This window comes from Streptomyces rishiriensis (assembly GCF_030815485.1).
GTDB classification, from domain to species: Bacteria; Actinomycetota; Actinomycetes; order Streptomycetales; family Streptomycetaceae; genus Streptomyces; species Streptomyces rishiriensis_A.
Genome location: NZ_JAUSWV010000002.1, coordinates 3,589,813 through 3,614,321 on the forward strand (window position 1 = coordinate 3,589,813; position 24,509 = coordinate 3,614,321).

Sequence of the window (24,509 nt, forward strand, 5' to 3'; positions counted from 1 at the left end):
GAACCCCTCGCCACCCGACGGACACGACATGATGATTTCGCGCATATCTTGATGGATCGGGCGCAAGTGTTCATAACGCGACACTCCGCGCACAGGTCACGGCCAGCCCTGAACACAAAGGGGCCGGGCCCGATCATCCGACCGGGCCCGGCCCCTCTCCGTCCTGTTCGTCCTCAGCCGAGGACGACGTTCCGCACGCCTTTACGAGGCACGGCGACCGCTCGTCACAGCAGCCCGTCCCACATCTGTTCCAGCAGCACCGACCACCAGCTCTCGGGCGACCCGAGCGCCGCCGGGTCGAGCGAGGCCAACTGGGCCTGGAAGTCGACGGTCCACCGACCGGCCTGCTCCTGGTTCAGACCGAACCGCAGCCGCCACATCCGCCCGAGCAGCGCCAGACAGCGCGCGAACTCCGGCAGTCCGGTGTTCACGAACTGCGGCGGTACGGGCGCACCGCCCGGCCCCGCCTCCACCGGCACCGCGACGATGTTCGCCGTGCCGTACTGCACGCAGATCGCCTTGCCGAAGTCAGTGCCCATGACGAGATACGAGCCCGCGTCCGACGCCGGCTGCACACCCCGTTCGGCCGCAAGTTCCGCCAGCGTCGGCACCGGCCGGCCCGGCTGGGCCTGCGCCCAGAAGAACGGCCCCATGTCCGCCGGCAGACCCGCCACCACCAGGGTGTGCGCCACGACCGGCGGCACACCCTGCCGGGACACCGCGGCCTGCTCGAAGCGGAACACCGCCGGCCCGAACACCCCCGCCAGTTCCTGCCCGATCGCCTCCGGCGGAATGGGCTGCGCGGCCTGCACCGGCGGCAACGGCGCACGAACGGGGCCCGGACGCGCCGGTCCGTCCGCCACCTGGTGCAACTCGCCCTGGTGCGCCAGCAACTGCTGCATGCCCTGCTGGCGGCTCGCGTGATCCGTACCGTACGGCGCGATGCTCGTGATCCGCGCCTGCGGCCACTGCTCCCGCATCATCCGCGCGCAGTACGCGCCCGGCAGCTCACACGACTCCAGCTCCGTGTGCAGTTCCAGCACCTGGTCCGGCGGCACGTTCATCGCCCGCAGCTCGTGGAAGATCTGCCACTCCGGGTGCGGGGTCCCCGGCGCGGAACGCCGGATCAGCTGCTGCTCCGAGCCGTCCTGCGCACGGAAGCGCAGCACCGCCTGGTAGCCCGGGCCGACCGTCGGCAGTCCCTGCTGCTGCGGATACCCGTACCCGGGCGGCTGCCCCGGGACCGGCCCGCCCGGCGGCATCGGGGGCTGCGGCGCGCCCGGAGCGGCGGGAGCCATGCCCGGAGCACCCGGGAAACCGGGAGCCGCGGGAGCGCCGGGAGCGCCCGGGAACCCGGGGCCACCGGGAGCCTGGGGTGGCGGAGGCATGCCGGGACCGCCCGCCTGGGGCCCGGCCAACATGGTCCGGGCATGGTGAACGGCGCCCTGCGCGCCCCCTCCGGGACCCTGCACACCGGGCGCGCCCTGCGGCCCCGGGGCGCCCGGGAAGCCAGGTCCACCCGGCGCTTGCGGCGCACCGGGGGCACCCGGAGCGGCCTGCGCGCCGGGCACACCAGGAGCACCCGGAACCCCAGGCGCGCCCGGCGCCTGCGGCGCGCCGGGGGCACCGGGCGGCTGCGGCGCGCCCGGTCCCATCCGGCCCGGGTCGGCCAGCATCGTCGCGGCATGGTGAACACCGCCGGGAGGCGTGCCCCCGGGCGGGTTGGGCCCGGCGGGCGCGTTCGGCACACCAGGAGCACCAGGAGCACCGGGAGGCCGCGGCGCTCCCCCTGGACCAGCCGGGCCAGCCGGACCCGGGGACCCCTCCGGGCCCAGGGCCGACACGAGCTGCGTGGGCACATAGCCACCCGCCGGGGTTCCGGGCGCACCCGGGCCGGAGGGCGGAGGCGGAGGCGTGTTCGCCGGTCGCGCACCCGGCGTTCCCGGCGCGCTCGGCGGAGGCGGCGGCTGCGCCCCTCCCCCACGGTTACGGCGCGGCGGCGGCGCCGCCTTGCTGGTCGCGGCGTCCGCGATGTCACCGGCGTTCGGCGCGAGGGACCGCGCGGGCGTACCCGGACCGGCCGGAGGCGGCGGAGCGCCCGCACCCTGCGGATACCCGTAGGAGGACCCGCCGGGCGGAGGCGGCGTAGCAGGCCCACTCGCCGAAGACGAGGACGGGCCCCCGGACGGGGACGGGGACGACCCCGGGCCCCCCGGCGCGCCCGGCCCCTGCGGGTAGCCGTACGACGACCCGGACGGACCGGACGGACCGGACGGACCGGACGGACCGGACGGACCCGCCGGACCGGACGGCGGAGTCGGCGGGGTCGCGGGCGTCGGGGCGGCCGGTGCGTTCCCGGCCGGTCCCGCGCCACCCGGCCCCGGAGCGTCGAGCGCGGGCGCGACCGCCGTCCGCGGAAGCCGGCTGCCGCCCGACATCAGCGCCGTCTTGGCGTCCGGTGCGGACGTCGGCGGCACCGCCTCGTCGTCGGAGCCGCTCAGCGGCGGCGCGAAAACGGTCGCGGGCAGCGACACGGAGCGGTCGTCACCGGCGTCGGCGTTGGTGTCCGTCCCCGCCCACGGTGTCGCCCCGACGGGAGCGGCAGGCGCCGACGGCCCACCGGAACCCGGACCCGCGGGCACCCCTGCCTGCGTCTCGGGCAGCCGGCTCCCCGGCACCCCACCCTGGGTCCGGGGAAGCGAGGGATCACCGCCCCCGGGCGCCCCGCCCGCACCCGCACCCGCGGCCGGGACCGCGGGCGAGGCGGACCCCGGCGCCGAAGAAGCCTCGTGGTTCCCGGAGCCGGACCCGGGACCCGACCCGGAAGGAGACCCGGCGCCGGCACCCGCCCCGGAGCCGGCCTCCCGCCGATCCGCGATCCCCAGCTTGTCCGCCGCCTCCTGGAGCCACTCCGGCGGCGACAACAAGAACGACGTCTGATTGAGATCCACCCGCGCCGCGGGGGCCGGCACGGCGTCGGCAGGGGCGTCCGAACGGCCGTACTCCTCCTCGTACCGGCGGATCACCTCGCCCACCGGCACGGCGGGCCACAACGTGGCCTCCCCGCTGTCCCGGGCGATCACCAGCCGCTGCGCGCCGCCGTCCGAACGCGGCCCCTCCGCGCGGTCCTCGGCCCACACCACGAACCCGAGCTCGAACTCCCGCACCCGCACCTCGCGGTGCTGATACGCCGGCACATCCCCGTTGATCCACTCTTCGGCGCGCTCCTGCGCCTGCGCGAACGTCACCATCGTCCAGCTCACTCCCCCACCGCAGACGCGGCCGCCGCCGGCACCGCACGCGCGAACCCGCCGTCCACCATCAGATTGGCGACCGTCTCCAGTTCCGGCGGATTACCGGCCAGCCTCGACAGGAAGACGTCGAAGTCCTCACCGCACGGCAGCAAGAGCCGCTCCATGCGCTCCGCCGGCGACCACGCCGGATCCACGTCCCGGACGTCGTCGTACGAGCAGAACCACACCGAACCGGCCCGCTCGCCCCGCACCTTCACGGCGAGCAACCCGCCCTGCACGAACCCGACGCCCAGATAGTCCTTCGTCAGATGGTCACGCAGACACTTGTTCACGTACACGAGGTCATTGACCGCCGCCTCGTCGCGCACCGTGAAGAACGGCTGGTCCACCAGCAGCCCCAGCTCCGCGTCCAGGGCCGCGCCCACCGGCGCGCAGCCACCGGCGGCCTTCACGAACGACCGGTACGCCCCGGGCAGCCGGTACCCCAGGTCCTCCTCGACCCCCTGTACCTGCTGCTCCGTCACCGCCACACCGGACTTCGGCAGCCCGAAGTGCGCCGGACGCGTCTCCTGGAGCGGCCGGGTGCCCCGTTTCGCGTGGTCCACCACCGCCGACGACACGCCGCCGTGATGCCGCAGCAGCGCCTTCACCTCGACCGGGACCAATTCCAGCCGCCGCGAACCCACGACGTGGTGCCACGTCCAGCCGTGCGGCGTCGCCACGCTCGACACGGTGTCCCACAGCTCGTGTCCGGACGCCGCCAGCACCGCGTTCGCCGACACGTAGTCCGTCAGCCGCAGCTCGTCCACGCCGAAGCCCTCCGGCGGATCCGCGATCTCCGCGGCCGCCCGCGCATACGCCGAGAAGTCGGGGTAGCCCCGCTCGTCCATCCGCACGCCTCTCGGGTGCCGTGCCGCCCGGACCGGATCCGGGAAATGCACGACCTGCCCGGCATAGGCCGCGTTCGGCGGCGCGGCCTTCTGCCCGAGCCGACCTGTCGTCATGGCGGTTGCCCCCTGCGGCACTCTGTACGGCCCGCAGCGGCCGGTTCCGCCTCCGGACCCACCCACCACGCCCCGTATCGACTGTCTCCAACAATCTCCAACGCGCGTCAACCGCGCGCCGACGGTGCCGACAGCCTATGCGGTACGACGACAGCGGTCACCGGCCCTCCGCTTCCGTGACCAGCCGTCACCCCGCCGTGACAGCCAGCCCGAACCCGGGCGTGTCGAACCGCCCCAGCTTCCGCACCAGCCACGCCATTTGGCAGTCTGTGACGTCCGGGGGATGCACGGGAGGGGAAAAGGATCATGAACGCGACACAGACGGGGTCACCCACCGGCAGGTCGGACGACCTGTACGCCGCCCACACGGCCGCCCACCACACCGGCCGCACCGGCGACCCGCACACCGGCCGGTCCGGCGACCCCCGCATCGGCTGGTCCGCCACCGAGGGGCCGCACACGCCCGTCCTCCGCCACCGCCGGGACGGCATACTCCCCACCGTCGCCGCCGCCCTCTCCGTCCGCGGCGCCACCCTCACCGGCACCGCCGCACGCACCGACCAGCCCCCACCCCTGCACCCCCTCGTCCAGGACTTCCTCGACACCCTCACCAGCGCCCAACGCGACCGCTTCACCGGACGCTGCGCCGAGGCGCTCCTCATCTCCCGGCACATCACCGCCGCCGACGCCGCCCGCAGCAGACGCGCCGCCCGCCGCCCCATGACCAACGGCGAAGCGCGCAAAACCCTCAAACAAGCGAAACTCACCACCCGGCGCATCCGCGAGGACGGCGACCCCCTGCACGGCAGCTTCGCCACCCCCTGCCGCGCCTGCACCGCGCTCAGCGCCCACTTCGGAGTCCGCATCGTCGACCCGTCCACCACCGACGACTGATCCGCACCCCGCCACCCTCCACGCAGGACGACACCACGGCCCCACCGGGCCACGCACCACCAGCGCGACGAACGAAGGGCCGATGCACCCCGACCGCACCTCCACCACACGCTTCCCCGTCCCCGTCGACGCCGCACTGCGCGCCGCCGGCTGGCAACCCGGACGCTGGGACATCAAACAGGCCGAGATCTGGGCCGACACCCTCCGCGACCACACCTCGCCCGCCGGCCACCGCCACGCCGTCTTCCCGGCCGCCGTCGAGGCCTGGGCCGAATTCGGCGGCCTCACCATCGCCCCCACCGGCCCCGGCCGCCAGGTCGCACCCATCACCGTCCACCTCGACCCCCTGCACGGCCTCCACCTCGCCCGCACCCTCGCCGACCTCGGCCGCGCCCTCGACACCGACGTCGCCCCTCTCGGCACCGAGACCGACACCCAGGGCATCCTCGCCATCGACGCCGAAGGCCGCGTCTACGCCCTCGACCACACCGGCGACTGGTATCTCGGCCCCGACATCGACCAGGCCCTCGGCGCCCTCACCGCCGGCATCGAACCCGTCCGCCTCACCGCCGGCTGACCGACCGCCGCCCTCGTCCACGGATCCACGACGGCAGACCTACGACGGCACGCCCGGACGGCAGACCTACGACGGCAGCCCCGGACCGCATCCCTGGACGGCACCCCTACGACGGCCCGGCCTACGACGCCGGAATCACCGCCGACACCCGGAAGCCCCCCGCCTCCGTCGGCCCCGACACGAACACCCCACCCAGCGCCACCACGCGCTCCTTCATCCCCACCAGTCCGTTGCCCCCCGACGGGAACCCCGCCGACAACGCCGACACCTCCGGCGGCGGACCGTTCTCCACCTGCATCGCGATCTCCCCCTCCCGATGCGCCAACCGGACATGCGTCTTGGCGCCCGCCGCATGCTTGTGCACGTTCGTCAACGCCTCCTGCACCACCCGGTACGCCGTCTGCTCCACCTCCCCCGCATACGCCCGCACCTTCCCCTCCACCAGCAACTCCACGACCATCCCCGCCGCCGCCGACTGCCCCACCAACTCGTCGAGCTCCGACAGACAGGGCCCCTCGCCCTCCTCCGTCACCACCGCCGCGGCCACCCCCACCGCCACCACCGGCACCGGGGCCGACGCCGACCGCTCCCCCGGACCACCGCTGCGCAGCACCCCGAGCATCTCCCGCAACTCGGTCAACGCCTGCCGCCCCATGTCACCCACGAGCGCCGCGTTCCGCACCGCCTTCTCGGGGTCCTTCCGCGCCACCGCCTGCAACGCCGCCGCGTGGACGACCATCAGACTCACCCGATGCGCGACCACGTCGTGCATCTCCCGCGCGATCCGGGTCCGCTCCTCGCCGCGCGCCCACTCCGCCCGTTCCTCCGCCCGCTCCGCGAGCAGCTGCAACTCACGCTCGAGACTGTCGGCCCGCTCCCGCAGGCTCTCCATGAGCCGCCGTCGCGCACCGACGTACATCCCGAGCAGCAGCGGCGGGGCGGTGAGTCCCAGCGAGGTCGTGATGGCGGCGAAGGGGATGAACCAGTCACCGATGGTCAGCCGGCCCTGGTCCATGCTCTGCCGCACCCGCACGAACGTCACGATCAGCGTCCCCACCAGCTGCATTCCCGCGAGCGAGGCGATGATCCGCCGGGGCAGCTCGGAGGCGGCGAGCGTGTACAGCCCCACGATGCCCATCAGGTAGCCCATCTGGGCCGGGGTGATCGCGATCGACACCAGCACCACCGCGATGGGCCACTTCCGCCGCACCACCAGAACCGACCCGGCGAGCAGTCCGAACACCACCCCCACCGCCGGCGGGATCCCCGCGTCCCGCGCGAACGGGATCCCCTCCACCGCGCACTCCACGGCGGACACCAACCCCAGGCTCCAGTCGAACGCCGCACTCCGCCATCTGGTCCACCACCACGGCCCTCCCAGGGCCGCCGTGTCCTCTTCCCCCGTCATGGTCATGCCTCCAGCCTACGGGCGCGACCCCCGGCTTTTCCGGCGACTTTCCCCGACCGGCCGTCACCACACTACGTAACCGAACAGCATCGAAACCCACCGGTATCCCTCGAACTGCTGAACCACGGCCGTTCGACCCGGAACCGAGCATTCCGCCCGAGGGGTACGCAGGTGGCACATTCCCCCGGCAAGTACGCGGACTTCGAGGGGGCTGCGGGAGCGTGCGGTCGCGCCGCGGCGGGCGGGGCTCGCCCTCCGGCCGATCCGCGACCAACTCCAGCCGCACGAGGGCACCCCGCAACGCCTTGTCGAGGGCGAACCGTCCCGGAGCGGACGAAACACCCGCGAGCGACGGACGACGTGTGCGAGAGGGCGCCGGAACCGCGACCGCGGCACGGGAATGGCGACCGCGGGGCCGGGTGCCGGCGCCGGCCTACACCGTCGCATCGAGGGCTGGTGGTACGGCATAGTAGGAGGCGCCACTCGGCAGTCCGGCCAAATGTCCGGTTCGGTCGAATTTATTCCCCCGTGGTGTAATTGGCAGCACTGTGGCTTTTGGTGCCATCTGTCCGGGTTCAAGTCCTGGCGGGGGAGCCGCGCCGGGACCGGGCCCTGACAGCACAGTCAGGGCCCGCTCTCATGTCCCCAAAGAAACGCCCCGGTATCCTTCGGATGTCCCACCCCACTCCACAGCCGAAGGGCAACTTCCGTGAGCGCCATTCGCCCGGCAGCCGTCGTCGTTCTCGCAGCGGGTGAGGGCACCCGTATGAAGTCCGCCATACCGAAGGTCCTGCACGAGATCAGCGGCCGCTCCCTCGTGGGCCATGTGCTGGCCGCGGCGCGTGAGTTGGACCCCGAGAACCTGGTCGTCGTGGTCGGACACGCACGGGAGAAGGTCACGGCGCACCTCGCCGAGGTCGACCCCGGCGTACGCACCGCCGTGCAGGAGGAGCAGAACGGCACCGGGCACGCCGTCCGGATGGGGCTCGAGCAGCTCGGCGGCGGCGTCGACGGAACGGTGGTCGTCGTCTGCGGCGACACCCCGCTGCTCACCGGCGCGACCCTCGCGGAGCTCGCCGCCACCCACCACGCGGACGGGAACGCCGTCACCGTCCTCACCGCCGAGGTGCCGGAAGCGACCGGCTACGGGCGGATCGTCCGGGACGGCGCCTCCGGTGCCGTCACCGCGATCGTCGAGCACAAGGACGCGAACGACGCGGTGCGCGCGATCCGTGAGATCAACTCCGGGGTCTTCGCCTTCGACGGGCAGCTGCTGGCCGACGCGCTGAAGAAGGTCCGCACGGACAACAGCCAGGGCGAGGAGTACCTGACCGACGTCCTGGGGATTCTCCGGGAGGCCGGTCACCGGGTCGGCGCGTCCGTCGCGGCCGACCACCGTGAGATCGCCGGCATCAACAACCGGGTGCAGCTCAGCGAGGCCCGCCGCATTCTCAACGACCGGCTGCTGACCGCCGCGATGCTGTCCGGCGTCACGGTCGTCGACCCGGCGACGACCTGGGTCGACGTCACCGTCACCTTCGAGCAGGACGCCGTCGTCCACCCCGGTACGCAGCTGCACGGCAGCACGCATCTCGGCGAGGGCGCCGAGGTCGGCCCGAACTGCCGGCTGAGGGACACCGAGGTCGGTGCGGGCGCCCGGGTGGACAACACCGTGTCGAACGGCGCCCAGATCGGTCCGGACGCGATCGTGGGGCCGTACGCGTATCTCCGTCCCGGTACCCGTCTCGGGGCGAAGGGCAAGATCGGCACGTACGTCGAGACGAAGAACGCCGCCATCGGCGAGGGGACGAAGATCCCGCACCTGTCCTACGTCGGTGACGCGACGATCGGTGAGTACACCAACATCGGCGCGGCGAGCGTGTTCGTGAACTACGACGGGAAGGACAAGCACCACACCACCGTCGGGTCGCACTGCCGTACGGGTTCGGACAACATGTTTGTGGCGCCTGTCACGGTGGGGGACGGCTCGTACACCGCCGCCGGGTCCGTGATCACGAAGGACGTGCCGCCCGGTTCGCTGGCCGTGGCCCGTGGTCAGCAGCGGAATATCGAGGGTTGGGTGGCCCGCAAGCGCCCGGGCAGCGCGGCGGCGAAGGCGGCCGAGACGGCCTCCCGCCAGGCGGAAAGCGAAAGCTGACCGGAAACGGGCGCGTCGGACACGGCGTACCGTGATAGGTGCACACCCGCACCCCACCAGCTGAGACGGCCCCGTCGCGCCCAGCGGCGAGGTCTCTCGACACCCAGCTGAGACACCTCTGAGGAGACAGTGCTGTGACCGGGATCAAGACGACCGGCGAGAAGAAGATGATGTTCTTCTCCGGCCGCGCCCACCCCGAGCTTGCCGAGGAGGTCGCCCACCAGCTGGGTGTCGGGGTCGTCCCGACGAAGGCCTTCGATTTCGCCAATGGTGAGATCTACGTCCGCTACCAGGAGTCGGCGCGAGGTGCGGACTGCTTCCTGATCCAGAGCCACACGGCTCCGATCAACAAGTGGATCATGGAACAGCTGATCATGATCGACGCGCTGAAGCGCGCGTCGGCCCGCTCGATCACCGTGATCGTGCCGTTCTACGGCTACGCCCGGCAGGACAAGAAGCACCGCGGGCGTGAGCCGATCTCGGCCCGTCTGATCGCCGACATGATGAAGACGGCCGGTGCGCACCGGATCCTGACCGTGGATCTGCACACGGATCAGATCCAGGGCTTCTTCGACGGCCCGGTGGACCATCTGTTCGCGCTCCCGCTGCTCGCCGACTACGTGGGCAGCAAGGTGGACCGCGACAAGCTGACCGTGGTCTCGCCGGACGCGGGCCGGGTGCGGGTGGCGGACCGCTGGTGCGACCGGCTGGGCGCGCCGCTGGCGATCGTGCACAAGCGGCGCGACAAGGACGTGGCGAACCAGGTGACCGTCCACGAGGTCGTGGGTGAGGTCAAGGGCCGCGTCTGTGTGCTGGTCGACGACATGATCGACACGGGTGGCACGATCTGCGCCGCCGCGGACGCGCTGTTCGCGCACGGTGCGGAGGACGTCATCGTGACGGCGACGCACGGTGTGCTGTCGGGTCCGGCCGCCGATCGCCTGAAGAACTCGAAGGTCAGCGAGTTCATCTTCACCAACACCCTGCCGACGCCGGGTGAGCTGGAGGTGGACAAGATCACGGTGCTGTCGATCGCGCCGACGATCGCGAACGCGGTGCGCGAGGTGTTCGAGGACGGTTCGGTGACGAGCCTCTTCGACGAGCAGTGACGGTCCTCGTCTAGATCGATTTCCTGTACGGCCTTCCCGCTGCGTAAACTGCCACAGTTGCTCGGCGAGGGAGGCCGTACACGTCTGTGTGCGGCGGTCCGTTATCGACGCGCTCTTCGTAGCAGGCCGATGGTTTGGCCGGGTGACCACCTTTCCCCAGTTCTACGAGGAGTGAACATGGCCGAGGTCAAGCTCGCAGCCGAGACCCGCACCGAGTTCGGCAAGGGCGCCGCCCGCCGTATCCGCCGCGCCAGCAAGGTTCCCGCCGTGGTCTACGGTCACGGTGCCGACCCGGTGCACATCACGCTGCCGGGCCACGAGCTCCAGCTGGCGCTGCGCACGCCGAACGTCCTGCTCAGCCTGGACATCGACGGCAAGACCCAGCTGGCCATCCCGAAGGCCGTGCAGCGCGACGCGATCAAGGGCTTCCTCGACCACGTCGACCTGCTGCTGGTCCGCAGCGGCGAGAAGGTCAACGTCGAGGTCTACGTCCACACCGAGGGTGAGCTGGCCCCGGGTGCCTACCTGCTCGAGCACGTGCTGAGCACGCTGACGGTCGAGGCCGAGGCCACCCACATCCCCGAGTCGGTCACCGTCTCGATCCAGGGTCTGGAGGCCGGTGCGGCCATCCTCGCCAAGGACATCCCGCTGCCCGAGGGCACCACGCTGGCGATCGACGAGGACGCGGTCGTCCTCCAGGTCCTGGCCGCCCAGGCGGAGGAGGCCCCGGCGGACGCCGAGGCCGAGGCCACCGAGGCCTGATTTCCCCGCACCTCATCCCGTCGGCCGCCGCTCCCTCCGGGGGGCGGCGGCCTGCGCGTATCAAGGAGACATGGACGTGACGACCGACGCCAATGCCCCCTGGCTGATCGTGGGGCTCGGCAATCCCGGCCCCGAGTACGCCATGAACCGGCACAACGTCGGTTTCATGGTGGCGGATCTCCTGGCCGAGCGGATCGGGGGGAGGTTCAAGCGGGCGGGCAAGGCGCAGGCCCAGGTCGTCGAGGGGCGGCTGGGGCCGCCGGGCACGGGGAGCCGGCGGGTGGTGCTGGCGAAGCCGATGTCGTTCATGAACGTGTCGGGCGGGCCGGTCACCGCGTTGCGGGACTTCTACAAGGTGCCGGTGGCGAACATCGTCGCGGTGCACGACGAGCTGGACATCGACTACGGCGTGCTGCGGCTGAAGCTCGGCGGTGGGGACAACGGGCACAACGGTCTGAAGTCGATGACGAAGATCATGGGCGCGGACTATCACCGGGTGCGGTTCGGGATCGGGCGGCCGCCGGGGCGGATGCAGGTGGCGGACTTCGTGCTGAAGGACTTCTCCTCGGCCGAGCGCAAGGAGCTGGCCTACTTCGTGGACCGTGCGGCGGACGCGGTGGAGGCGCTGGTGCTCGAGGGGCTGGAGCGGGCGCAAACCACGTACAACTCCTGACTTGTCGCCCCCTCGGGTTGACGGGCCGTTCAGGCATGGCCAATGATCCCGGCCATGCCTGCCACAGCAGCCTCGTCCCACCGTCGCCGGGGTCACTCCCGTAAGAACTCGGCCAGGAGCTCGGGCGGAGGCGCGGCCCCGGCCAAGGGTTCCGGCGCGGCCAAGGGTTCGGAATCGGCCAAGGGCTCGGTGAAGGGGACGGCCGGGAATTCGGTTCCCGCGACCGCGTTGCGGCTGGGGCGGCTGGTGGCGATGGGGGCGATCACCGTGCTGCTCCTGTTGGCGGGGGTGTGGGGTTCCTGGGGATCCGCGCAGCACGTGATGCTGACGAAGGGCCGGGAGCAGGGCACGGTCGAGGTGACGCGGTGCGGTGAGGACACGTGTGCCGGGCCGTACACGCCGCTGTCCGCCGGGTCGACGGCACGCGCGCGCGTGGTGATCGAGAAGTCGGTGGCGGTCCGCAAGGGCGGCGTCTACACGGTGGTCATCAAGCCGGGCAGTGACGAGGTGGTGCGGTGCGGTCCGGCCGGGGTCCTGTACGCGTGGGTGCCGTTGGGCGGGGCGCTGCTGCTGGCGTCGGTGGTGGTCGCGGGTGGTCTGGGGCGGGTGCGGGTGGGTTGGGTGCTGGCGGGGTCGGGGATCGCGTTGCTCACGGCGGCGTTCCTGGCGGTGTGAGCGCGTGAGTTCGTGAGTTCGTTGAGTTCGTGAGCGCGTGACATGAGGGTGCCCCCGGGTCCGTACGGTCCCGGGGGCACCCTCAGGTGCGGGGAGCGGGGGTCAGCCGGTGTTGCGCAGGCCCGCGGCGACGCCGTTGACGGTGAGGAGGAGGGCGCGGGCGAGGAGCGGGTCGGGTTCGGCTCCCGCGGCCGCGGCGTCACGCTGGCGCTTGAGCAGGGTGACCTGGAGGTAGGAGATGGGGTCGAGGTAGGCGTCGCGGATGGTGAAGGTCTGCTTGAGCACGGGGGTGGCGTCGAGCAGTTCCGGTTCGCCGGTGATCTTCAGTACCTCGGCGACGGTGAGGGCGTGTTCGGCCTTGATCCGGTCGAAGACGTGCTTGAGGTCGTCGGGGACGAGGGTGTCGACGTAGTGCTGGGCGATGCGCAGATCGGTCTTCGCGAGGGTCATCTCGACGTTGGAGATGAAGTTCTGGAAGAAGTGCCACTGGTCGCGCATCTCGTCCAGGACGGTGTCGAGGCCGGCCTCGCGCAGCGCCTTGAGGCCGGAGCCGACGCCGAACCAGCCGGGGACGATCTGGCGGGACTGGGTCCAGCCGAAGACCCACGGGATGGCGCGCAGGCCGTCGAGCCCGGCACCGGAGTCGGGCCTGCGGGAGGGGCGCGATCCGAGGTGCAGGTCGGCGAGCTGGTCGACGGGGGTGGAGGCGAAGAAGTAGGGCGGGAGGTCGGGGTCCTCGACCAGGGCGCGGTAGGCGGCGTGGGCGGCGTCGGAGACGACGTCCATGGCGGCGTCCCAGCGGGCGAGGGCCTCGTCGGACTGGCGGGGGGCGGTGTGCAGGGCGGAGGCCTGCAGGGTCGCGGCGACCGTCAGTTCCAGGTTCTCCCTGGCCAGGGAGGGGATGAGGTACTTGTCGGAGATGACCTCGCCCTGTTCGGTGACCTTGATCTCGCCCTCCAGGGTGCCCCAGGGCTGGGCGAGGATGGCGTCGTGGGAGGGGCCGCCGCCGCGGCCGACGGTGCCGCCGCGGCCGTGGAAGAGCCTCAGCCGGACGCCGTAGCGGTGGGCGACGTCGCGCAGCCGGCGCTGGGCGCGGTGGATCTCCCACTGGCTGGTGGTGATGCCGCCGAACTTGGAGGAGTCGGAGTAGCCGAGCATGACCTCCTGGACGTCTCCGCGCAGCGCCACGAGGCGCCGGTAGGAGGGGTCGGAGAGCATGTCCTCGAGAATGGTGTCGGCGGCCTTGAGCTCGTCCGTGGTCTCCAGGAGCGGCACGATGCCGATCTTCGCCCAGCCGGCGTGCAGGTCGACGAGGCCGGCCTCACGGGCCAGGACCGCCGCGGCGAACACGTCGTCGGCGCCCTGGCACATGGAGATGATGTACGACTCGATGACCTCGGGTCCGAAGACGGCGAGGGCCCGCTTGACCGTCCCGAAGACGCCGAGGGTCTTCTCGCCCGCGGCGTCGACGGGGGCCGGGGTGGGCGCGAGCGGCCGGCGCGAGCGCAGCTCCTTGGCGAGGAGCTTCGTGCGGTACTCGCGGGGCATGTCGGCGTAGCGCCAGGACTCCTCGCCGAGGCGGTCGAAGAGCTGGCCGAGGGCATGGTGGTGGGCGTCGGCGTGTTCGCGGACGTCCATGGTGGCGAGCTGGAGACCGAACGCGGCGAGGGTGCGGATGGTGCGGTTCATCCGGCCGTCGGCGAACAGGCCGCCGCGGTGCTCGCGCAGCGAGGTCTGGATGAGGGTGAGGTCCGCGAGGAGCTCGCTGGTGCCGAGGTAGTCGCGGCCGGTCTCGTGGGGGATGCCCTTGGCGAGGCGCTGCTTGGTGTTCTCGAGCTTCTGCCGGATGCAGGTGGCCTTGAGGCGGTAGGGCTCTTCGGCGTTGAGGCGCTTGTAGCGGGGGCTGATCTCGGGCAGCCGTTCGAGGTCGCCCTTGAGCGACTCCAGAAGCTCCTCGGTGGCGCCGGTGTAGCGGATGGAGTTGGACAGGAAGCCGCGGAGCTCGTCGATCATCTCCAGGGCGTCGTTGATGCCGTGTTCGTGCTGAAGGATGAGGACGTCCCAGGTCACCTGGGGGGTGACGTTGGGGTTGCCGTCGCGGTCGCCGCCGATCCACGTGCCGAAGGTGAGCGGGCGGGTGTTCTCGGGGAGCTTGACGCCGACGCGCTCCAGTTCGGCGGTGAGGTCCTCCAGGACGTCGCCGACGGCGCCCGCGTGGAGTTCGTCGAGGTAGTAGATGGCGTTGCGGGCCTCGTCGGCGGGCTCGGGGCGTACGACCCGGAGTTCGTCGGTCTGCCAGACGAGGTCGATGTTCTCGGCCAGGCGGGTGTCGTAGCGGCGGCGGTCGGCCTCGATGACGGGGGTGTCGAGGAGCGCGGCGATGCGCCGGAGCTTGTTGAGTACCGACCGGCGCGCGGCTTCGGTGGGGTGTGCCGTGAACACGGGGCGGACGTTGAGGTGGCGGACCGTCTGCTGGACGTGTTCGGGGTCGACGTCCTTGAGACGGTCGGCGGTGCGGGCGAGGAGACCGCCCTCGGCGGCGCGGCGCTCGCGCAGTTCGCGGCCGCGGTGGACCTGCTCGGTGACGTTGGCGAGGTGGAAGTAGGTGGAGAAGGCGCGGACCAGCTTGGCCGCGGTCTCCAGTTCGATGCCACGCAGCAGCTCGGCGGCGGCCTCGCCGTCCTCGCGGGTCAGGCGGCGGACCTTCTCGACCAGGTCGAGGAGTTCCGGGCCCTCCTGCCGGACGAGGGTCTCGCCGAGGAGATCACCCAGTCGGCGGATGTCGGCGCGCAGCTCGGTGCTGGTCGTTGCGGTGGCCTGGCCAAGGTCGTCGGCACTGCTCACAGGTGCGGCTCCTTGCAGTGTTGAAGCTCGTCCGGGAGGGAACCCGTACTCCGGCCCGCGGCACACGTCGCATAGGGGCCGGACATCCGGGAAGAAAACAGAGCGGACCGCGCTGTCCGGCTGTCTCCAAGGATAGGTGTCCCTGGGGACGCGCAGGTTGGCGGGCTCTTGCCGCCGGGCAAGGCACTGCCATACTTACGATGCCGTAGGTTACGGAACCGTAAGGAGCGTGGCATTGGTTCGCTGCGTGACCTTCCGCGGTGTGCGGAACGACGGCATCTCCCTCAACCCAAGACCCCCCAGGGGACGCGCATGACCACAGGCAGCTCCAACGTGATCGATGACCCTTCGAAGACGCCCGACGGCACCCCCACGCCCTCCGCCACCCTCGGTGGCGAGCAGAAGCGTTCGATCGAGCAGATCATGCTGCTGATCTTCATCGTCGTCCCGTTCCTGGCGGTGCTGGCGGCGGTGCCGCTGGCCTGGGGCTGGGGCGTGAGCTGGCTGGACATCGGTCTGCTGGTCTTCATGTACTTCCTCGGGTGCCACGGCATCACGATCGGCTTCCACCGCTACTTCACGCACGGTTCGTTCAAGGCGAAGCGGCCGCTCAGGATCGCGTTGGCGATCGCGGGCTCGATGGCCGTGGAGGGGCCGCTGGTGCGCTGGGTGGCGGACCACCGCAAGCACCACAAGTTCTCCGACGCGGACGGCGACCCGCATTCGCCGTGGCGGTTCGGCGAGACGCTCCCGGCCCTGATGAAGGGCCTGTGGTGGGCCCACATCGCGTGGATGTTCGACGAGGAGCAGACTTCGCAGGAGAAGTACGCGCCGGATCTGATCAAGGACCCGGCGCTCCGCGCGATCTCCCGTCAGTTCGTGTACTGGACGATCCTGTCGCTGGCGCTGCCGCCGCTGGTGGGCGGGCTGGTGACGATGTCCTGGTGGGGCGCGTTCACCGCGTTCCTCTGGGGCTCGCTGGTGCGGGTGGCCCTGCTCCACCACGTGACCTGGTCCATCAACTCGATCTGCCACGCCGTGGGCAAGCGCCCGTTCAAGTCCCGCGACCGCTCCGGCAACGTCTGGTGGCTGGCGATCCTGTCCTGCGGCGAGTCCTGGCACAACCTGCACCACGCGGACCCGACGTCGGCGCGGCACGGCGTGATGCGGGGCCAGCTGGACTCCTCCGCACGGTTCATCCGGTGGTTCGAGATGCTCGGCTGGGCCTACGACGTGCGCTGGCCGTCACGCTCGCGTATCGATTCGCGCCGTAACACCGGTGAGGACGGCTCCCGACGGGGGAAGGCCACCGCCGAGGCGGCATGATTGACGGCGTGGCGACCGATCCCAGCAGTACCCCCAGTACCGAAGCGAAGCCGCGGCGCGCCCGACGCACCCGTATGACGGGTGCGGAGCGGCGCCAGCAGCTGCTCGAGATCGGTCGCACCCTGTTCGCGGCGAAGGGTTTCGAGGGCACCTCGGTGGAGGAGATCGCGGCGAAGGCCGGGGTCTCCAAGCCGGTGGTGTACGAGCACTTCGGCGGCAAGGAGGGGCTCTACGCGGTCGTGGTGGACCGGGAGATGCGCCGGCTGCTGGACATGGTGACGTCGTCGCTGACGGCGGGACACCCCCGCGAACTGCTCGAACAGGCGGCGTTCGCGCTTCTCGACTACATCGAGGAGTACACGGACGGTTTCCGGATCCTGGTCCGGGACTCCCCCATCCCGCAGTCGACCGGGTCGTTCGCCTCGCTGATCTCCGACATCGCGACCCAGGTGGAGGACATCCTGGGCCGCGAGTTCAAGAGCCGCGGCTTCGACCCGAAGCTGGCCCCGCTGTACGCCCAGGCCCTGGTCGGCATGGTCGCCCTGACCGGCCAGTGGTGGCTGGACGTACGCCGCCCGAAGAAGGCGGAGGTGGCGGCCCATCTGGTGAACCTGTCCTGGCACGGGCTGGACGGGCTGGAGGCGAAGCCGCACCTGATAGGACGCCGAAAGGCCTGAACGGACGCGGCGCGGACATGCGGGCGGGCCCCGGCCATGGTGGTCGGGGCCCGCCCGCATGTCCGCCGCCGGCACGGCACCCACGCCTGTGGTGCATGTGTGCCGTGGCACCGCCGTGCGGCGGCGGCACATGTGCCGCCGCCGCACGATCACGTGTCTGCGACTGTGGGCCTTCGGCGCCGCCGCACGTCAGCGGCTCGTCAGATCCTCGGCGCCTCGGTACCTCAGTGCTTGAAGACGTCCTTGCCCTTTTCCTTGGCCTGACGGGCGTCGCCCTTGGCCTGCTCGGCGCGGCCCTCGGCTTCCATCCGCTCGTTGCCCACGGAGCGGCCGATCGTTTCCTTCGCCTTGCCCTTGGCCTGTTCCATCTTCGCCTTGGACTTCTGCTCGCCTGCCACTGTCCATCACTCCCAGTCAGGTCTGCGTGTGGTCTCAGTAGGGCGAGTGACCTGTGCGGCGCTCCTCAAACCTCGGTGTCGGGCTCGAGGAACTCCAGCCGGTTGCCGACGGGGTCCCGGGCGTAGAAGCGGCGGTGGCCGGGCAGGTCCGCGTCCCAGGTGACCGGTGTGCCGTGGGCCTCGAGCCGGGCGGCGTACGCCTCGATGCCGGTGACCCGCAGTCCGGGGTGACCCTTCGCGGAGGGCCTGAAGCCCGGCTCGATCCCCAGGTGCAGGTGGACGGTCCCCGCACGGAACCAGCACCCTCCCTTCGCCGCGAGCGCCGGCGGCTTGGGGATCTCGGTCATGCCGAGAGTGCCGGTGTAGAAGCGGCGCAGCGGCTCCTCGGAGCCGGGCGGGGCGGCGAGCTGCACGTGGTCGACGGCGGTCAGCATGTCAGGCCGCCTTCGTGGCCACCGCGAACAGGCGGCGGAACGGCAGGACGGTGCCGTACCCGGCGCTCGGGTAGGCCTCGCGGAGCAGGTCGCGGTATGCGGTGACGAAGGCGTCGCGGGCCTCGGGATCCTCGGCGAGGGCGTCGAGGGCGGGACGCAGGCCGGTGCCCTGGACCCAGTCGAGCACGGGGTCGTCGCCCTGGAGCACATGGAGGTAGGTGGTCGTCCAGACGTCGGTGGCGCAGCCGAGGCGGGCCAGCCGGTCGAGGTAGACGCCGGGGGCGTGGACGGAGTCCTCGTGGCGCAGGACATGGCCGAGGCGGCTCTTCCAGCGGAGGCTGCTGCCGAGTTCGCGCATGAGGGCGTGCAGGGGTGCGTCGATGTTGTGCGGGACCTGGAAGGCGAAGGTGCCGCCGGGGGCGAGGCCGTCCAGCCAGCCGGCGAAGGCGTCGAGGTGGCCGGGTACCCACTGGAGGGCGGCGTTCGAGACGAGCAGGTCGTACGTCTCCTCCGGCGTCCAGGCGGCGAGGTCGGCGTGAGCGAAGTCGAGGCGTGCGCCCGCGTGCGTCGCGGCGTCGGCGAGCATCTGCGGCGAGTTGTCGTAGCCGGTGACGCGGGCGGTGGCCCAGCGGTCGGCGAGGACGGCGGTGAGGTGGCCCGGGCCGCAGCCGAGGTCGGCGATGCGGGGCGGGTCGCCGGGCAGGTCGGGGACGCGGGCGAGGAGGTCGCCGAAGGGCCGGGCGCGGTGTCCGGCGTGACGCAGGTACTGGGCGGGGTCCCAGGTCGGGTTGGTCGTCATGCCCGGTACTTTCCCCGTTCACTTACCTTGACGTCAAGAGACTTGACATCAAGATACTCCATACCAAGAGACTTCATGTCGACACAACCACTACACTGATCGTCATGGAGGACGAGGTCGATCGGCTGGTCGCAGCGTGGCGCCGGGAGCGCCCGGACCTCGACGTGGAGCCGCTGGAAGTACTCAGCCGGGTGAGCAGACTGGCCCGGCACCTGGACCGCGCACGCCGTCTGGCGTTCTCCGAGCACCAGTTGGAGCCCTGGGAGTTCGACGTCCTGACGGCGCTCCGGCGCGCGGGGGCGCCCTACCAGCTCTCGCCGGGCCAGCTGCTGACGCAGACGCTGGTGACCTCGGGCACGATGACGAACCGTATCGACCGGCTCGCGAAGAAGAACCTGGTGGAGCGGCTGCCGGACCCGAGCGACCGCCGGGGTGTGCTCGTGCGCCTCACGGACGACGGCAAGGACCGCGCCGACCAGGCCCTCGCCGGGCTGCTCGACCAGGAGCGAGCGATCCTGGCCGAGCTCACCCACGCCCAGCGCGGTGAACTGGCGGGTCTACTACGCCAGTTGACCGCCCCGTTCGACAACATCCCGGGATAGGTCGGCGGGTCCGACGCCGGCCCGGCGCGCGAGCGCGACCGCGGCGAGGGTGGAGTGCACGCCCAGTTTGCCGAGCACGTTCTGCATATGGGTGCGGACGGTGTGCGGGGAGAGGAACAACCGGTCGGCGACCGCTTTCCTGCCCAGTCCCGCGACCATGCAGCGCAGCACTTCCCGCTCCCTCGGAGTGAGCGACTCCACGAGTCGTTCGCTCTCGGTGCGGTGCTTGCGGGCGGCCGTCAACTCCCGCAGCACGCCGGTGAGGAGGGCGGCGGGGAGATGCGTCTCCTCGCGCAGCACGCCTCTGATGACGGTGAGCAGCCGGGACAGCGAGCAGTCCTTCGCCACCCAGCCGGACGCCCCGGCCTGGAGGGCGAGGGCCGCGCGGCGCGGATCGTCCTTCTCGGCGAGGACGACGATCCGAACATGAGGCTGCGCGGCACGGACCCCCACGACCAGCGATATCCCGTCGACGAGCCCGTCCTCCCCCACCTCCTGCACCGGCACGGCGGGCCGTATGCCCGGCAGAGCGGCGCCCAGGTCCGCGTCGACGAGCAGCACGTCGTACCGGCGCCCCTCGGCGGCCGCGCGCTCCAGACTGCGCAGTGCCGCCGGGCCGCTGCCGGCCGCGGACACGTCGACGTCGGGCTCGGCGGCCAGTGCCGCGGCGAGCGACTCGGCGAAGATACGGTGGTCGTCGACGACCAGAACTCGGATGCGAACCACGAAACCCCCTTCCCCAAGCTCCTTGACAGAGCAGGGGATACCCCAAGGTCCGGAGATGGAGCACGTCGACCGGCGCGGATACGACGCCCGGAAGGGATGCCACTACCGCGACGGCCGCCGCCGTGCAGAGACTGCTACCCCCACCGCGGGCGCCGTACCCGACTGTCTCGCCCCCTGATCGGTACCGGCCCCCACCGGCACTGTTCACAGGGTAGGGCCGCGGGCGTGGAGCGGAAGGCAAATTGCAGGATTGGTTCGGCCGCCGCGTTTATGGTGTGCCGCATGTTTCGTCTTGAGACAGAAGTCGACAGGACTCGCCGCGATCTTCTCCGTTCGCGGCTCCTCGCCACCAACACCGAGGCCTCCCCGGTGCTGCGCGCGCTGCGTGGCACACCCGCGGAACGCGAGTCGGCGCTGCACGTCTGGGCCTCGGACGCGGGCGGCGGTCTGGCCGGCGGTCTGGTGGGCCACACCTGGACGACCTGGCTGCACGTCACCTATCTCTGGGTCGACGCCCGGCACCGGGGCACGGGCCTCGGCAGCGCCCTCCTCGCCGAAGCGGAGCGCATCGCGCACGAGCAGCGCGGCTGCGACCGCGTACGCCTGGAGACGTGGGACTTCCAGGCACCGGACTTCTACCGGCGCCGGGGCTACGAGGTGGTGTGCGTGATCGAGGACTACCCCCCGGGCCTGACGGAGTTCACCCTGACGAAAAGACTGGGGTAGTTCCTGCTTCTTCCCCTCAGCCCGTCCGGCGCCCGAGGACGGAACCCGTCCGGGGCCGGAAGGGGGTGCGGGGGCGCGGCCTCCGGGGTCGGGAACGGGAAGGGGCGGCGGGGCCGGGGGCCACTCGGGCCTCGCGCACCCCACCGCCCCGCCGGACAGCACTCAGTTCAGCCGACGCGCGCCCGCCGCCGGCACCGCCTCGAACACCCGCGGAGCCTTGTGCCCCGCGGCCGCGAACGCCTCTTCGACGGCCTTGGTGAGCGCCTCGACATCGGTGGCCTCGGCCAGGACGATCGCCGACCCCCCGAAGCCCCCGCCGGTCATCCGCGCGCCGAGCGCCCCGTGGGCGAGGGCGGTGTCGACGACGAGGTCCAGCTCGGGACAGGAGACCCGGAAGTCGTCCCGGAGCGAGGCGTGGCCGGCCGTCAGGACCGGCCCGACGGCGCGGGTGTCGCCGCCGGACTCCAGGAGGGAGACGACCTGCTCCACCCGCTGGTCCTCCGTCACCACATGCCGGACCAGGCGGCGGACCTCCTCCTCGTCACCGAGCCGGTCGAGGGCCGCGTCCAGGTCGGCGTACGCGATGTCGCGCAGGGCGTCGACGCCGAGGAGGGCGGCGCCCTTCTCGCAGCCGGCCCGCCGCTTGCCGTACTCGCCGTCGCTGTGGGCGTGCGTGACCTGGGTGTCGACGACCAGCAGGCGCAGGCCCTCGGCGGCCAGGTCGAGGGGGATCTGCTTCTGCGAGAGGTCGCGGGTGTCGAGGAACAGCGCGTGGCCGGCCTCGCAGCACGCGGACGCCGTCTGGTCCATGATGCCGGTGGGCGCTCCGACGTAGACGTTCTCGGCGCGCTGGCACAGGCGGGCGAGCTGCCAGCCCGGGAGCCCGAGGTCGTAGAGGTCGTTCAGCGCCAGGGCCACGACGACCTCCAGCGCCGCGGACGACGACAGGCCCGCGCCCGACGGGACCGTCGAGGACAGGTGGACGTCGGCGCCGGTCACCGCGTGCCCTGCCTCGCGCAGGGCCCAGACGACTCCGGCGGGGTACGCCGTCCAGCTCTTGTCGGACTCGGGCCTCAGGTCGTCGAGCCGCAGCTCGGCGACGCCGCTGTCGAGGTCGGCCGAGTGCAGCCGCAGCACGCCGTCCGTGCGCCGTGAGACCGCGGCGACCGCGGTGTGCGGCAGCGCGAAGGGCATCACGAAACCGTCGTTGTAGTCGGTGTGCTCACCGATGAGGTTGACGCGGCCGGGCGCCGCCCAGACGCCCTCGGGCTCGGCCCCGTACAGCCGGACGAAACCCTCGCGAACTTCCTGTGCCCCCACTACGACTCCCTTGCGCTGCTTGCGATGTCCTGCGCGAACGCCCACGCGTCCGCGACGATACCCGCGAGGTCCGCGCGGGACGGGTTCCAGCCCAGCCGCTCGCGGGCGGTGGCCGCCGAGGCGACCAGGACGGCCGGGTCGCCGCCGCGGCGAGGGGCCACGACCTCGGGAATCGGGTGGCCGGTGACCTCGCGGACGGTCTCGATGACCTCGCGCACGGAGAAGCCGTTGCCGTTGCCGAGGTTGCAGATGAGGTGCTCGCCGGGCCGGGCGGCGGCCACGGCGAGGAGGTGGGCCTCGGCGAGGTCGGCGACGTGGATGTAGTCGCGGACGCAGGTGCCGTCGGGGGTCGGGTAGTCGTCGCCGAAGACGGAGACGGCCTCGCGGCGGCCCTGCGCGACCTGGAGGACGAGCGGGATGAGGTGCGACTCGGGGTCGTGGCGCTCGCCCTGCTCGCCGTACGCGCCGGCCACGTTGAAGTAGCGCAGGGAGACGGCGCCGAGCCCGTGGGCGGCGGCCTCGCCGCTGATCATGTGGTCGACGGCGAGCTTGGAGGCGCCGTAGGGGTTCGTGGGCTGCGTCGGAGCGCTCTCCACGATCGGCACCTGCTTCGGCTCGCCGTACGTCGCCGCCGTGGACGAGAAGACCAGCTTGCGCACGCCGGCCTCGCGCATGGCGCCCAGCAGCGCCATGGTGCCGCCGACGTTGTTGTCCCAGTACTTCTCGGGCTTGACGACGGACTCGCCGACCTGCGAGAACGCGGCGAAGTGGAGGACGGCGTCGAAGGAGGCGTCGAGCCACTTGGCGGCGTCGCGGATGTCGCCCTCGATGAACGAGGCGCCCGCCGGGACGCCCTCGCGGAAACCGGTGGAGAGGTTGTCGAGCACGACGACCTCGTGGCCGGCCTCCAGCAGGTGCTGGGCGACCACGCCGCCGACGTAGCCCGCGCCACCCGTGACCAGATACTTGCCGCTCGTGCCGGTGGTGCCGCTCATGAACTCGCTACCTCTCGCAGTCGCTGGGCCGCGAACTCCGGCGGCACGTCGTTGATGAAGACGTTCATGCCTGATTCGGAGCCCGCGAGAAACTTCAGCTTGCCGGAAGTGCGGCGAATGGTGAAAAGCTCGAGATGCAGCGCGAAGTCGTCCCGGTTGACGCCCTCGAACTCCTCCAGTGCGCCGAACGGCGCCTGGTGCCAGGCGGAGATGTACGGCGTGGGCGGTTCACCTTCGCCGAAGATCCGGTCGAAGCGCCTCAAGAGTTCCAGATAGACCTGGGGGAACTCTGTGCGGGCCTCCTCGTCGAGGGCGAGCAGGTCAGGCACCCGGTGCTTGGGGTAGAGGTGCACCTCGTAGGGCCAGTGCGCCGCGTACGGCACGAACGCGACCCAGTGTTCACTCTCCAGGACGACCCGCTCGTCGGCGAGTTCACGCGCCAGGACGGCGTCGAAGAGGTTCTCCCCGCCGGTCGCCTCCTTGTGCGCCGCGACCGAACGCAGCATCAGGGCGGTGCGCGGGGTGGTGAACGGGTAGGCGTAGATCTGCCCGTGCGGGTGACCCAGAGTCACACCGATCTCGGCGCCACGGTTCTCGAAGCAGAACACCTGTTCCACGGAGGGCAGATGAGACAGCTCGGACGTCCGGTCCGTCCACGCGTCGAGGACCAGACGCGCCTGCTCCTCGGTGAGGTCGGCGAAGGACGCGTTGTGGTCGGAGGTGAAGCAGACCACCTCGCAGCGCCCGGAGTCGCCGGCCAGCGAGGGGAAACGGTTCTCGAAGACGACGACGTCGTACGACGAGTCCGGGATCTCGCTGAGCCGGTCGCCCTGGGAGGGGCAGAGCGGGCACTCGTCGGCCGGCGGGTGGTAGATGCGCCCCTGCCGGTGCGAGGCCACGGCGATGGAATCGCCGAGCAGGGGATCCCTCCGTACCTCCGAAGTGGTGACCGTGGGATCCAGCGGACGCCTGTCCACCGCGTCGCGCACCGAGTCGTCCCGCTGGTCGTAGTAGATCAGCTCACGACCGTCGGCCAAGCGGGTCGAGGTCTTCTTCACCGCGACTCTCCATCCGTACCTCTGGGTCCGCAGACCTAGATCCGTACACCTAGCGAAGCTTCAAACAGAACCAAACACATAAAACCATAA

General features: G+C 71.5%; 23 protein-coding genes and 1 tRNA gene. 13 read left to right on the top strand and 11 right to left on the bottom strand.

Translation table 11 applies throughout. The features are described from left to right. Positions 1-224: 224 nt before the first annotated feature. Positions 225-2,885, bottom strand: coding sequence for an SUKH-4 family immunity protein (locus tag QF030_RS18365; RefSeq protein ID WP_373428899.1), 2,661 nt, complete (start codon positions 2,883-2,885; stop codon positions 225-227). A 55-nt stretch (positions 2,886-2,940) separates the two neighbouring features. On the opposite strand from QF030_RS18365, the gene QF030_RS18370 reads away from it, so the two are divergent. Beyond that, positions 2,941-3,186, top strand: coding sequence for a hypothetical protein (locus tag QF030_RS18370; protein WP_307163756.1), 246 nt, complete (start codon positions 2,941-2,943; stop codon positions 3,184-3,186). 73 nt (positions 3,187-3,259) lie between these two features. Here the strand turns inward: QF030_RS18370 and QF030_RS18375 are convergent, their stop codons facing one another. Further along, positions 3,260-4,258: an SMI1/KNR4 family protein gene (locus QF030_RS18375; protein ID WP_307163757.1), complete on the bottom strand. Its 999-nt coding sequence runs from the start codon at positions 4,256-4,258 to the stop codon at positions 3,260-3,262. A gap of 306 nt (positions 4,259-4,564) precedes the next feature. On the opposite strand from QF030_RS18375, the gene QF030_RS18380 reads away from it, so the two are divergent. Both QF030_RS18380 and QF030_RS18385 read left to right on the top strand, forming a co-directional pair. Next, positions 4,565-5,152: a YwqJ-related putative deaminase gene (locus QF030_RS18380; RefSeq protein ID WP_307163758.1), complete on the top strand. Its 588-nt coding sequence runs from the start codon at positions 4,565-4,567 to the stop codon at positions 5,150-5,152. An 82-nt stretch (positions 5,153-5,234) separates the two neighbouring features. Beyond that, positions 5,235-5,729 (top strand): SUKH-3 domain-containing protein, encoded by a 495-nt coding sequence (locus QF030_RS18385; protein ID WP_307163759.1) that lies wholly within the window; start codon positions 5,235-5,237, stop codon positions 5,727-5,729. 121 nt (positions 5,730-5,850) lie between these two features. Here QF030_RS18385 and QF030_RS18390 read toward each other — a convergent pair whose 3' ends face one another. After that, positions 5,851-7,143 (bottom strand): sensor histidine kinase, encoded by a 1,293-nt coding sequence (locus QF030_RS18390; RefSeq protein WP_307163760.1) that lies wholly within the window; start codon positions 7,141-7,143, stop codon positions 5,851-5,853. Between the two features lie 516 nt (positions 7,144-7,659). Here QF030_RS18390 and QF030_RS18395 point away from each other — a divergent pair. The 6 genes from QF030_RS18395 to QF030_RS18420 all read left to right on the top strand — a co-directional run bounded on the left by QF030_RS18395 (position 7,660) and on the right by QF030_RS18420 (position 12,514). Further along, positions 7,660-7,731: transfer RNA gene (locus QF030_RS18395), tRNA-Gln, on the top strand. Positions 7,732-7,846: 115 nt separating this feature from the next. Further along, positions 7,847-9,295 (top strand): bifunctional UDP-N-acetylglucosamine diphosphorylase/glucosamine-1-phosphate N-acetyltransferase GlmU, encoded by a 1,449-nt coding sequence (glmU, locus tag QF030_RS18400; RefSeq protein ID WP_307163761.1) that lies wholly within the window; start codon positions 7,847-7,849, stop codon positions 9,293-9,295. 134 nt (positions 9,296-9,429) lie between these two features. Continuing rightward, positions 9,430-10,404, top strand: coding sequence for a ribose-phosphate diphosphokinase (locus QF030_RS18405; protein WP_020128448.1), 975 nt, complete (start codon positions 9,430-9,432; stop codon positions 10,402-10,404). Between the two features lie 177 nt (positions 10,405-10,581). Beyond that, positions 10,582-11,166 (top strand): 50S ribosomal protein L25/general stress protein Ctc, encoded by a 585-nt coding sequence (locus QF030_RS18410; protein ID WP_307163762.1) that lies wholly within the window; start codon positions 10,582-10,584, stop codon positions 11,164-11,166. Positions 11,167-11,236: 70 nt separating this feature from the next. Next, a complete protein-coding gene (pth, locus tag QF030_RS18415) occupies positions 11,237-11,839 on the top strand; it encodes an aminoacyl-tRNA hydrolase (protein ID WP_307163763.1) in 603 nt (200 codons plus the stop codon). Between the two features lie 54 nt (positions 11,840-11,893). After that, positions 11,894-12,514, top strand: coding sequence for a hypothetical protein (locus QF030_RS18420; RefSeq protein ID WP_307163764.1), 621 nt, complete (start codon positions 11,894-11,896; stop codon positions 12,512-12,514). A 102-nt stretch (positions 12,515-12,616) separates the two neighbouring features. Here QF030_RS18420 and ppc read toward each other — a convergent pair whose 3' ends face one another. Then, on the bottom strand, positions 12,617-15,358 hold the full coding sequence (ppc, locus tag QF030_RS18425) for a phosphoenolpyruvate carboxylase (protein ID WP_307163765.1): 2,742 nt from the start codon (positions 15,356-15,358) through the stop codon (positions 12,617-12,619). Between the two features lie 312 nt (positions 15,359-15,670). Between ppc and QF030_RS18430 the strand changes: the two genes are divergently transcribed. Beyond that, entirely contained in the window at positions 15,671-16,684 is a 1,014-nt protein-coding gene (locus QF030_RS18430) for an acyl-CoA desaturase (RefSeq protein WP_307163766.1), read from the top strand. After that, on the top strand, positions 16,681-17,361 hold the full coding sequence (locus tag QF030_RS18435) for a TetR/AcrR family transcriptional regulator (RefSeq protein WP_307163767.1): 681 nt from the start codon (positions 16,681-16,683) through the stop codon (positions 17,359-17,361). The genes QF030_RS18430 and QF030_RS18435 overlap by 4 nt, the downstream gene beginning before the upstream one ends. A 224-nt stretch (positions 17,362-17,585) precedes the next feature. On the opposite strand, the gene QF030_RS18440 is transcribed toward QF030_RS18435, so the two are convergent. The 3 genes from QF030_RS18440 to QF030_RS18450 form a co-directional block, all read right to left on the bottom strand. Next, positions 17,586-17,759 (bottom strand): CsbD family protein, encoded by a 174-nt coding sequence (locus QF030_RS18440; protein ID WP_307163768.1) that lies wholly within the window; start codon positions 17,757-17,759, stop codon positions 17,586-17,588. Between the two features lie 65 nt (positions 17,760-17,824). Beyond that, complete coding sequence (locus tag QF030_RS18445; RefSeq protein WP_307163769.1) at positions 17,825-18,193, bottom strand: VOC family protein; 369 nt, start codon at positions 18,191-18,193, stop codon at positions 17,825-17,827. A gap of 1 nt (position 18,194) precedes the next feature. After that, positions 18,195-18,992 carry a trans-aconitate 2-methyltransferase gene (locus tag QF030_RS18450; RefSeq protein ID WP_307163770.1) on the bottom strand — a complete coding sequence of 266 codons (798 nt, stop codon included), beginning with the start codon at positions 18,990-18,992 and terminating at the stop codon, positions 18,195-18,197. Between the two features lie 104 nt (positions 18,993-19,096). Between QF030_RS18450 and QF030_RS18455 the strand changes: the two genes are divergently transcribed. Then, positions 19,097-19,594 carry a MarR family winged helix-turn-helix transcriptional regulator gene (locus QF030_RS18455; protein WP_307163771.1) on the top strand — a complete coding sequence of 166 codons (498 nt, stop codon included), beginning with the start codon at positions 19,097-19,099 and terminating at the stop codon, positions 19,592-19,594. On the opposite strand, the gene QF030_RS18460 is transcribed toward QF030_RS18455, so the two are convergent. Next, on the bottom strand, positions 19,553-20,320 hold the full coding sequence (locus QF030_RS18460; protein ID WP_307163772.1) for a LuxR C-terminal-related transcriptional regulator: 768 nt from the start codon (positions 20,318-20,320) through the stop codon (positions 19,553-19,555). The genes QF030_RS18455 and QF030_RS18460 overlap by 42 nt on opposite strands. 270 nt (positions 20,321-20,590) lie before the next feature. Between QF030_RS18460 and QF030_RS18465 the strand changes: the two genes are divergently transcribed. After that, positions 20,591-21,046: a GNAT family N-acetyltransferase gene (locus QF030_RS18465; protein ID WP_307163773.1), complete on the top strand. Its 456-nt coding sequence runs from the start codon at positions 20,591-20,593 to the stop codon at positions 21,044-21,046. A gap of 162 nt (positions 21,047-21,208) precedes the next feature. Here the strand turns inward: QF030_RS18465 and galK are convergent, their stop codons facing one another. The 3 genes from galK to galT are packed head-to-tail and all read right to left on the bottom strand — an operon-like array spanning position 21,209 to position 24,419. After that, positions 21,209-22,366 carry a galactokinase gene (gene galK / locus QF030_RS18470; protein ID WP_307163774.1) on the bottom strand — a complete coding sequence of 386 codons (1,158 nt, stop codon included), beginning with the start codon at positions 22,364-22,366 and terminating at the stop codon, positions 21,209-21,211. Continuing rightward, entirely contained in the window at positions 22,366-23,361 is a 996-nt protein-coding gene (galE, locus tag QF030_RS18475; protein WP_307163775.1) for a UDP-glucose 4-epimerase GalE, read from the bottom strand. The genes galK and galE overlap by 1 nt, the downstream gene beginning before the upstream one ends. Next, the gene (gene galT, locus QF030_RS18480; RefSeq protein ID WP_307163776.1) at positions 23,358-24,419 is read right to left on the bottom strand and encodes a galactose-1-phosphate uridylyltransferase; all 1,062 of its coding nucleotides are present in this window, start codon (positions 24,417-24,419) and stop codon (positions 23,358-23,360) included. The genes galE and galT overlap by 4 nt, the downstream gene beginning before the upstream one ends. Between the last annotated feature and the right edge of the window lie 90 nt (positions 24,420-24,509).

What these genes read in the sequence shown, in the direction of transcription:
- QF030_RS18435 (WP_307163767.1), top strand. Translation starts at nt 16,681, where the DNA reads ATGATTGACGGCGTGGCGACCGATCCCAGCAGTACCCCCAGTACCGAA.
- QF030_RS18455 (WP_307163771.1), top strand. Translation starts at nt 19,097, where the DNA reads ATGGAGGACGAGGTCGATCGGCTGGTCGCAGCGTGGCGCCGGGAGCGC.
- QF030_RS18420 (WP_307163764.1), top strand. Translation starts at nt 11,894, where the DNA reads ATGCCTGCCACAGCAGCCTCGTCCCACCGTCGCCGGGGTCACTCCCGT.
- QF030_RS18380 (WP_307163758.1), top strand. Translation starts at nt 4,565, where the DNA reads ATGAACGCGACACAGACGGGGTCACCCACCGGCAGGTCGGACGACCTG.
- QF030_RS18450 (WP_307163770.1), bottom strand. Translation starts at nt 18,992, where the DNA reads ATGACGACCAACCCGACCTGGGACCCCGCCCAGTACCTGCGTCACGCC.
- QF030_RS18385 (WP_307163759.1), top strand. Translation starts at nt 5,235, where the DNA reads ATGCACCCCGACCGCACCTCCACCACACGCTTCCCCGTCCCCGTCGAC.
- QF030_RS18465 (WP_307163773.1), top strand. Translation starts at nt 20,591, where the DNA reads ATGGTGTGCCGCATGTTTCGTCTTGAGACAGAAGTCGACAGGACTCGC.
- pth (WP_307163763.1), top strand. Translation starts at nt 11,237, where the DNA reads ATGGACGTGACGACCGACGCCAATGCCCCCTGGCTGATCGTGGGGCTC.
- QF030_RS18390 (WP_307163760.1), bottom strand. Translation starts at nt 7,143, where the DNA reads ATGACCATGACGGGGGAAGAGGACACGGCGGCCCTGGGAGGGCCGTGG.
- QF030_RS18375 (WP_307163757.1), bottom strand. Translation starts at nt 4,258, where the DNA reads ATGACGACAGGTCGGCTCGGGCAGAAGGCCGCGCCGCCGAACGCGGCC.
- QF030_RS18445 (WP_307163769.1), bottom strand. Translation starts at nt 18,193, where the DNA reads ATGCTGACCGCCGTCGACCACGTGCAGCTCGCCGCCCCGCCCGGCTCC.
- QF030_RS18410 (WP_307163762.1), top strand. Translation starts at nt 10,582, where the DNA reads ATGGCCGAGGTCAAGCTCGCAGCCGAGACCCGCACCGAGTTCGGCAAG.
- QF030_RS18430 (WP_307163766.1), top strand. Translation starts at nt 15,671, where the DNA reads ATGACCACAGGCAGCTCCAACGTGATCGATGACCCTTCGAAGACGCCC.
- galE (WP_307163775.1), bottom strand. Translation starts at nt 23,361, where the DNA reads ATGAGCGGCACCACCGGCACGAGCGGCAAGTATCTGGTCACGGGTGGC.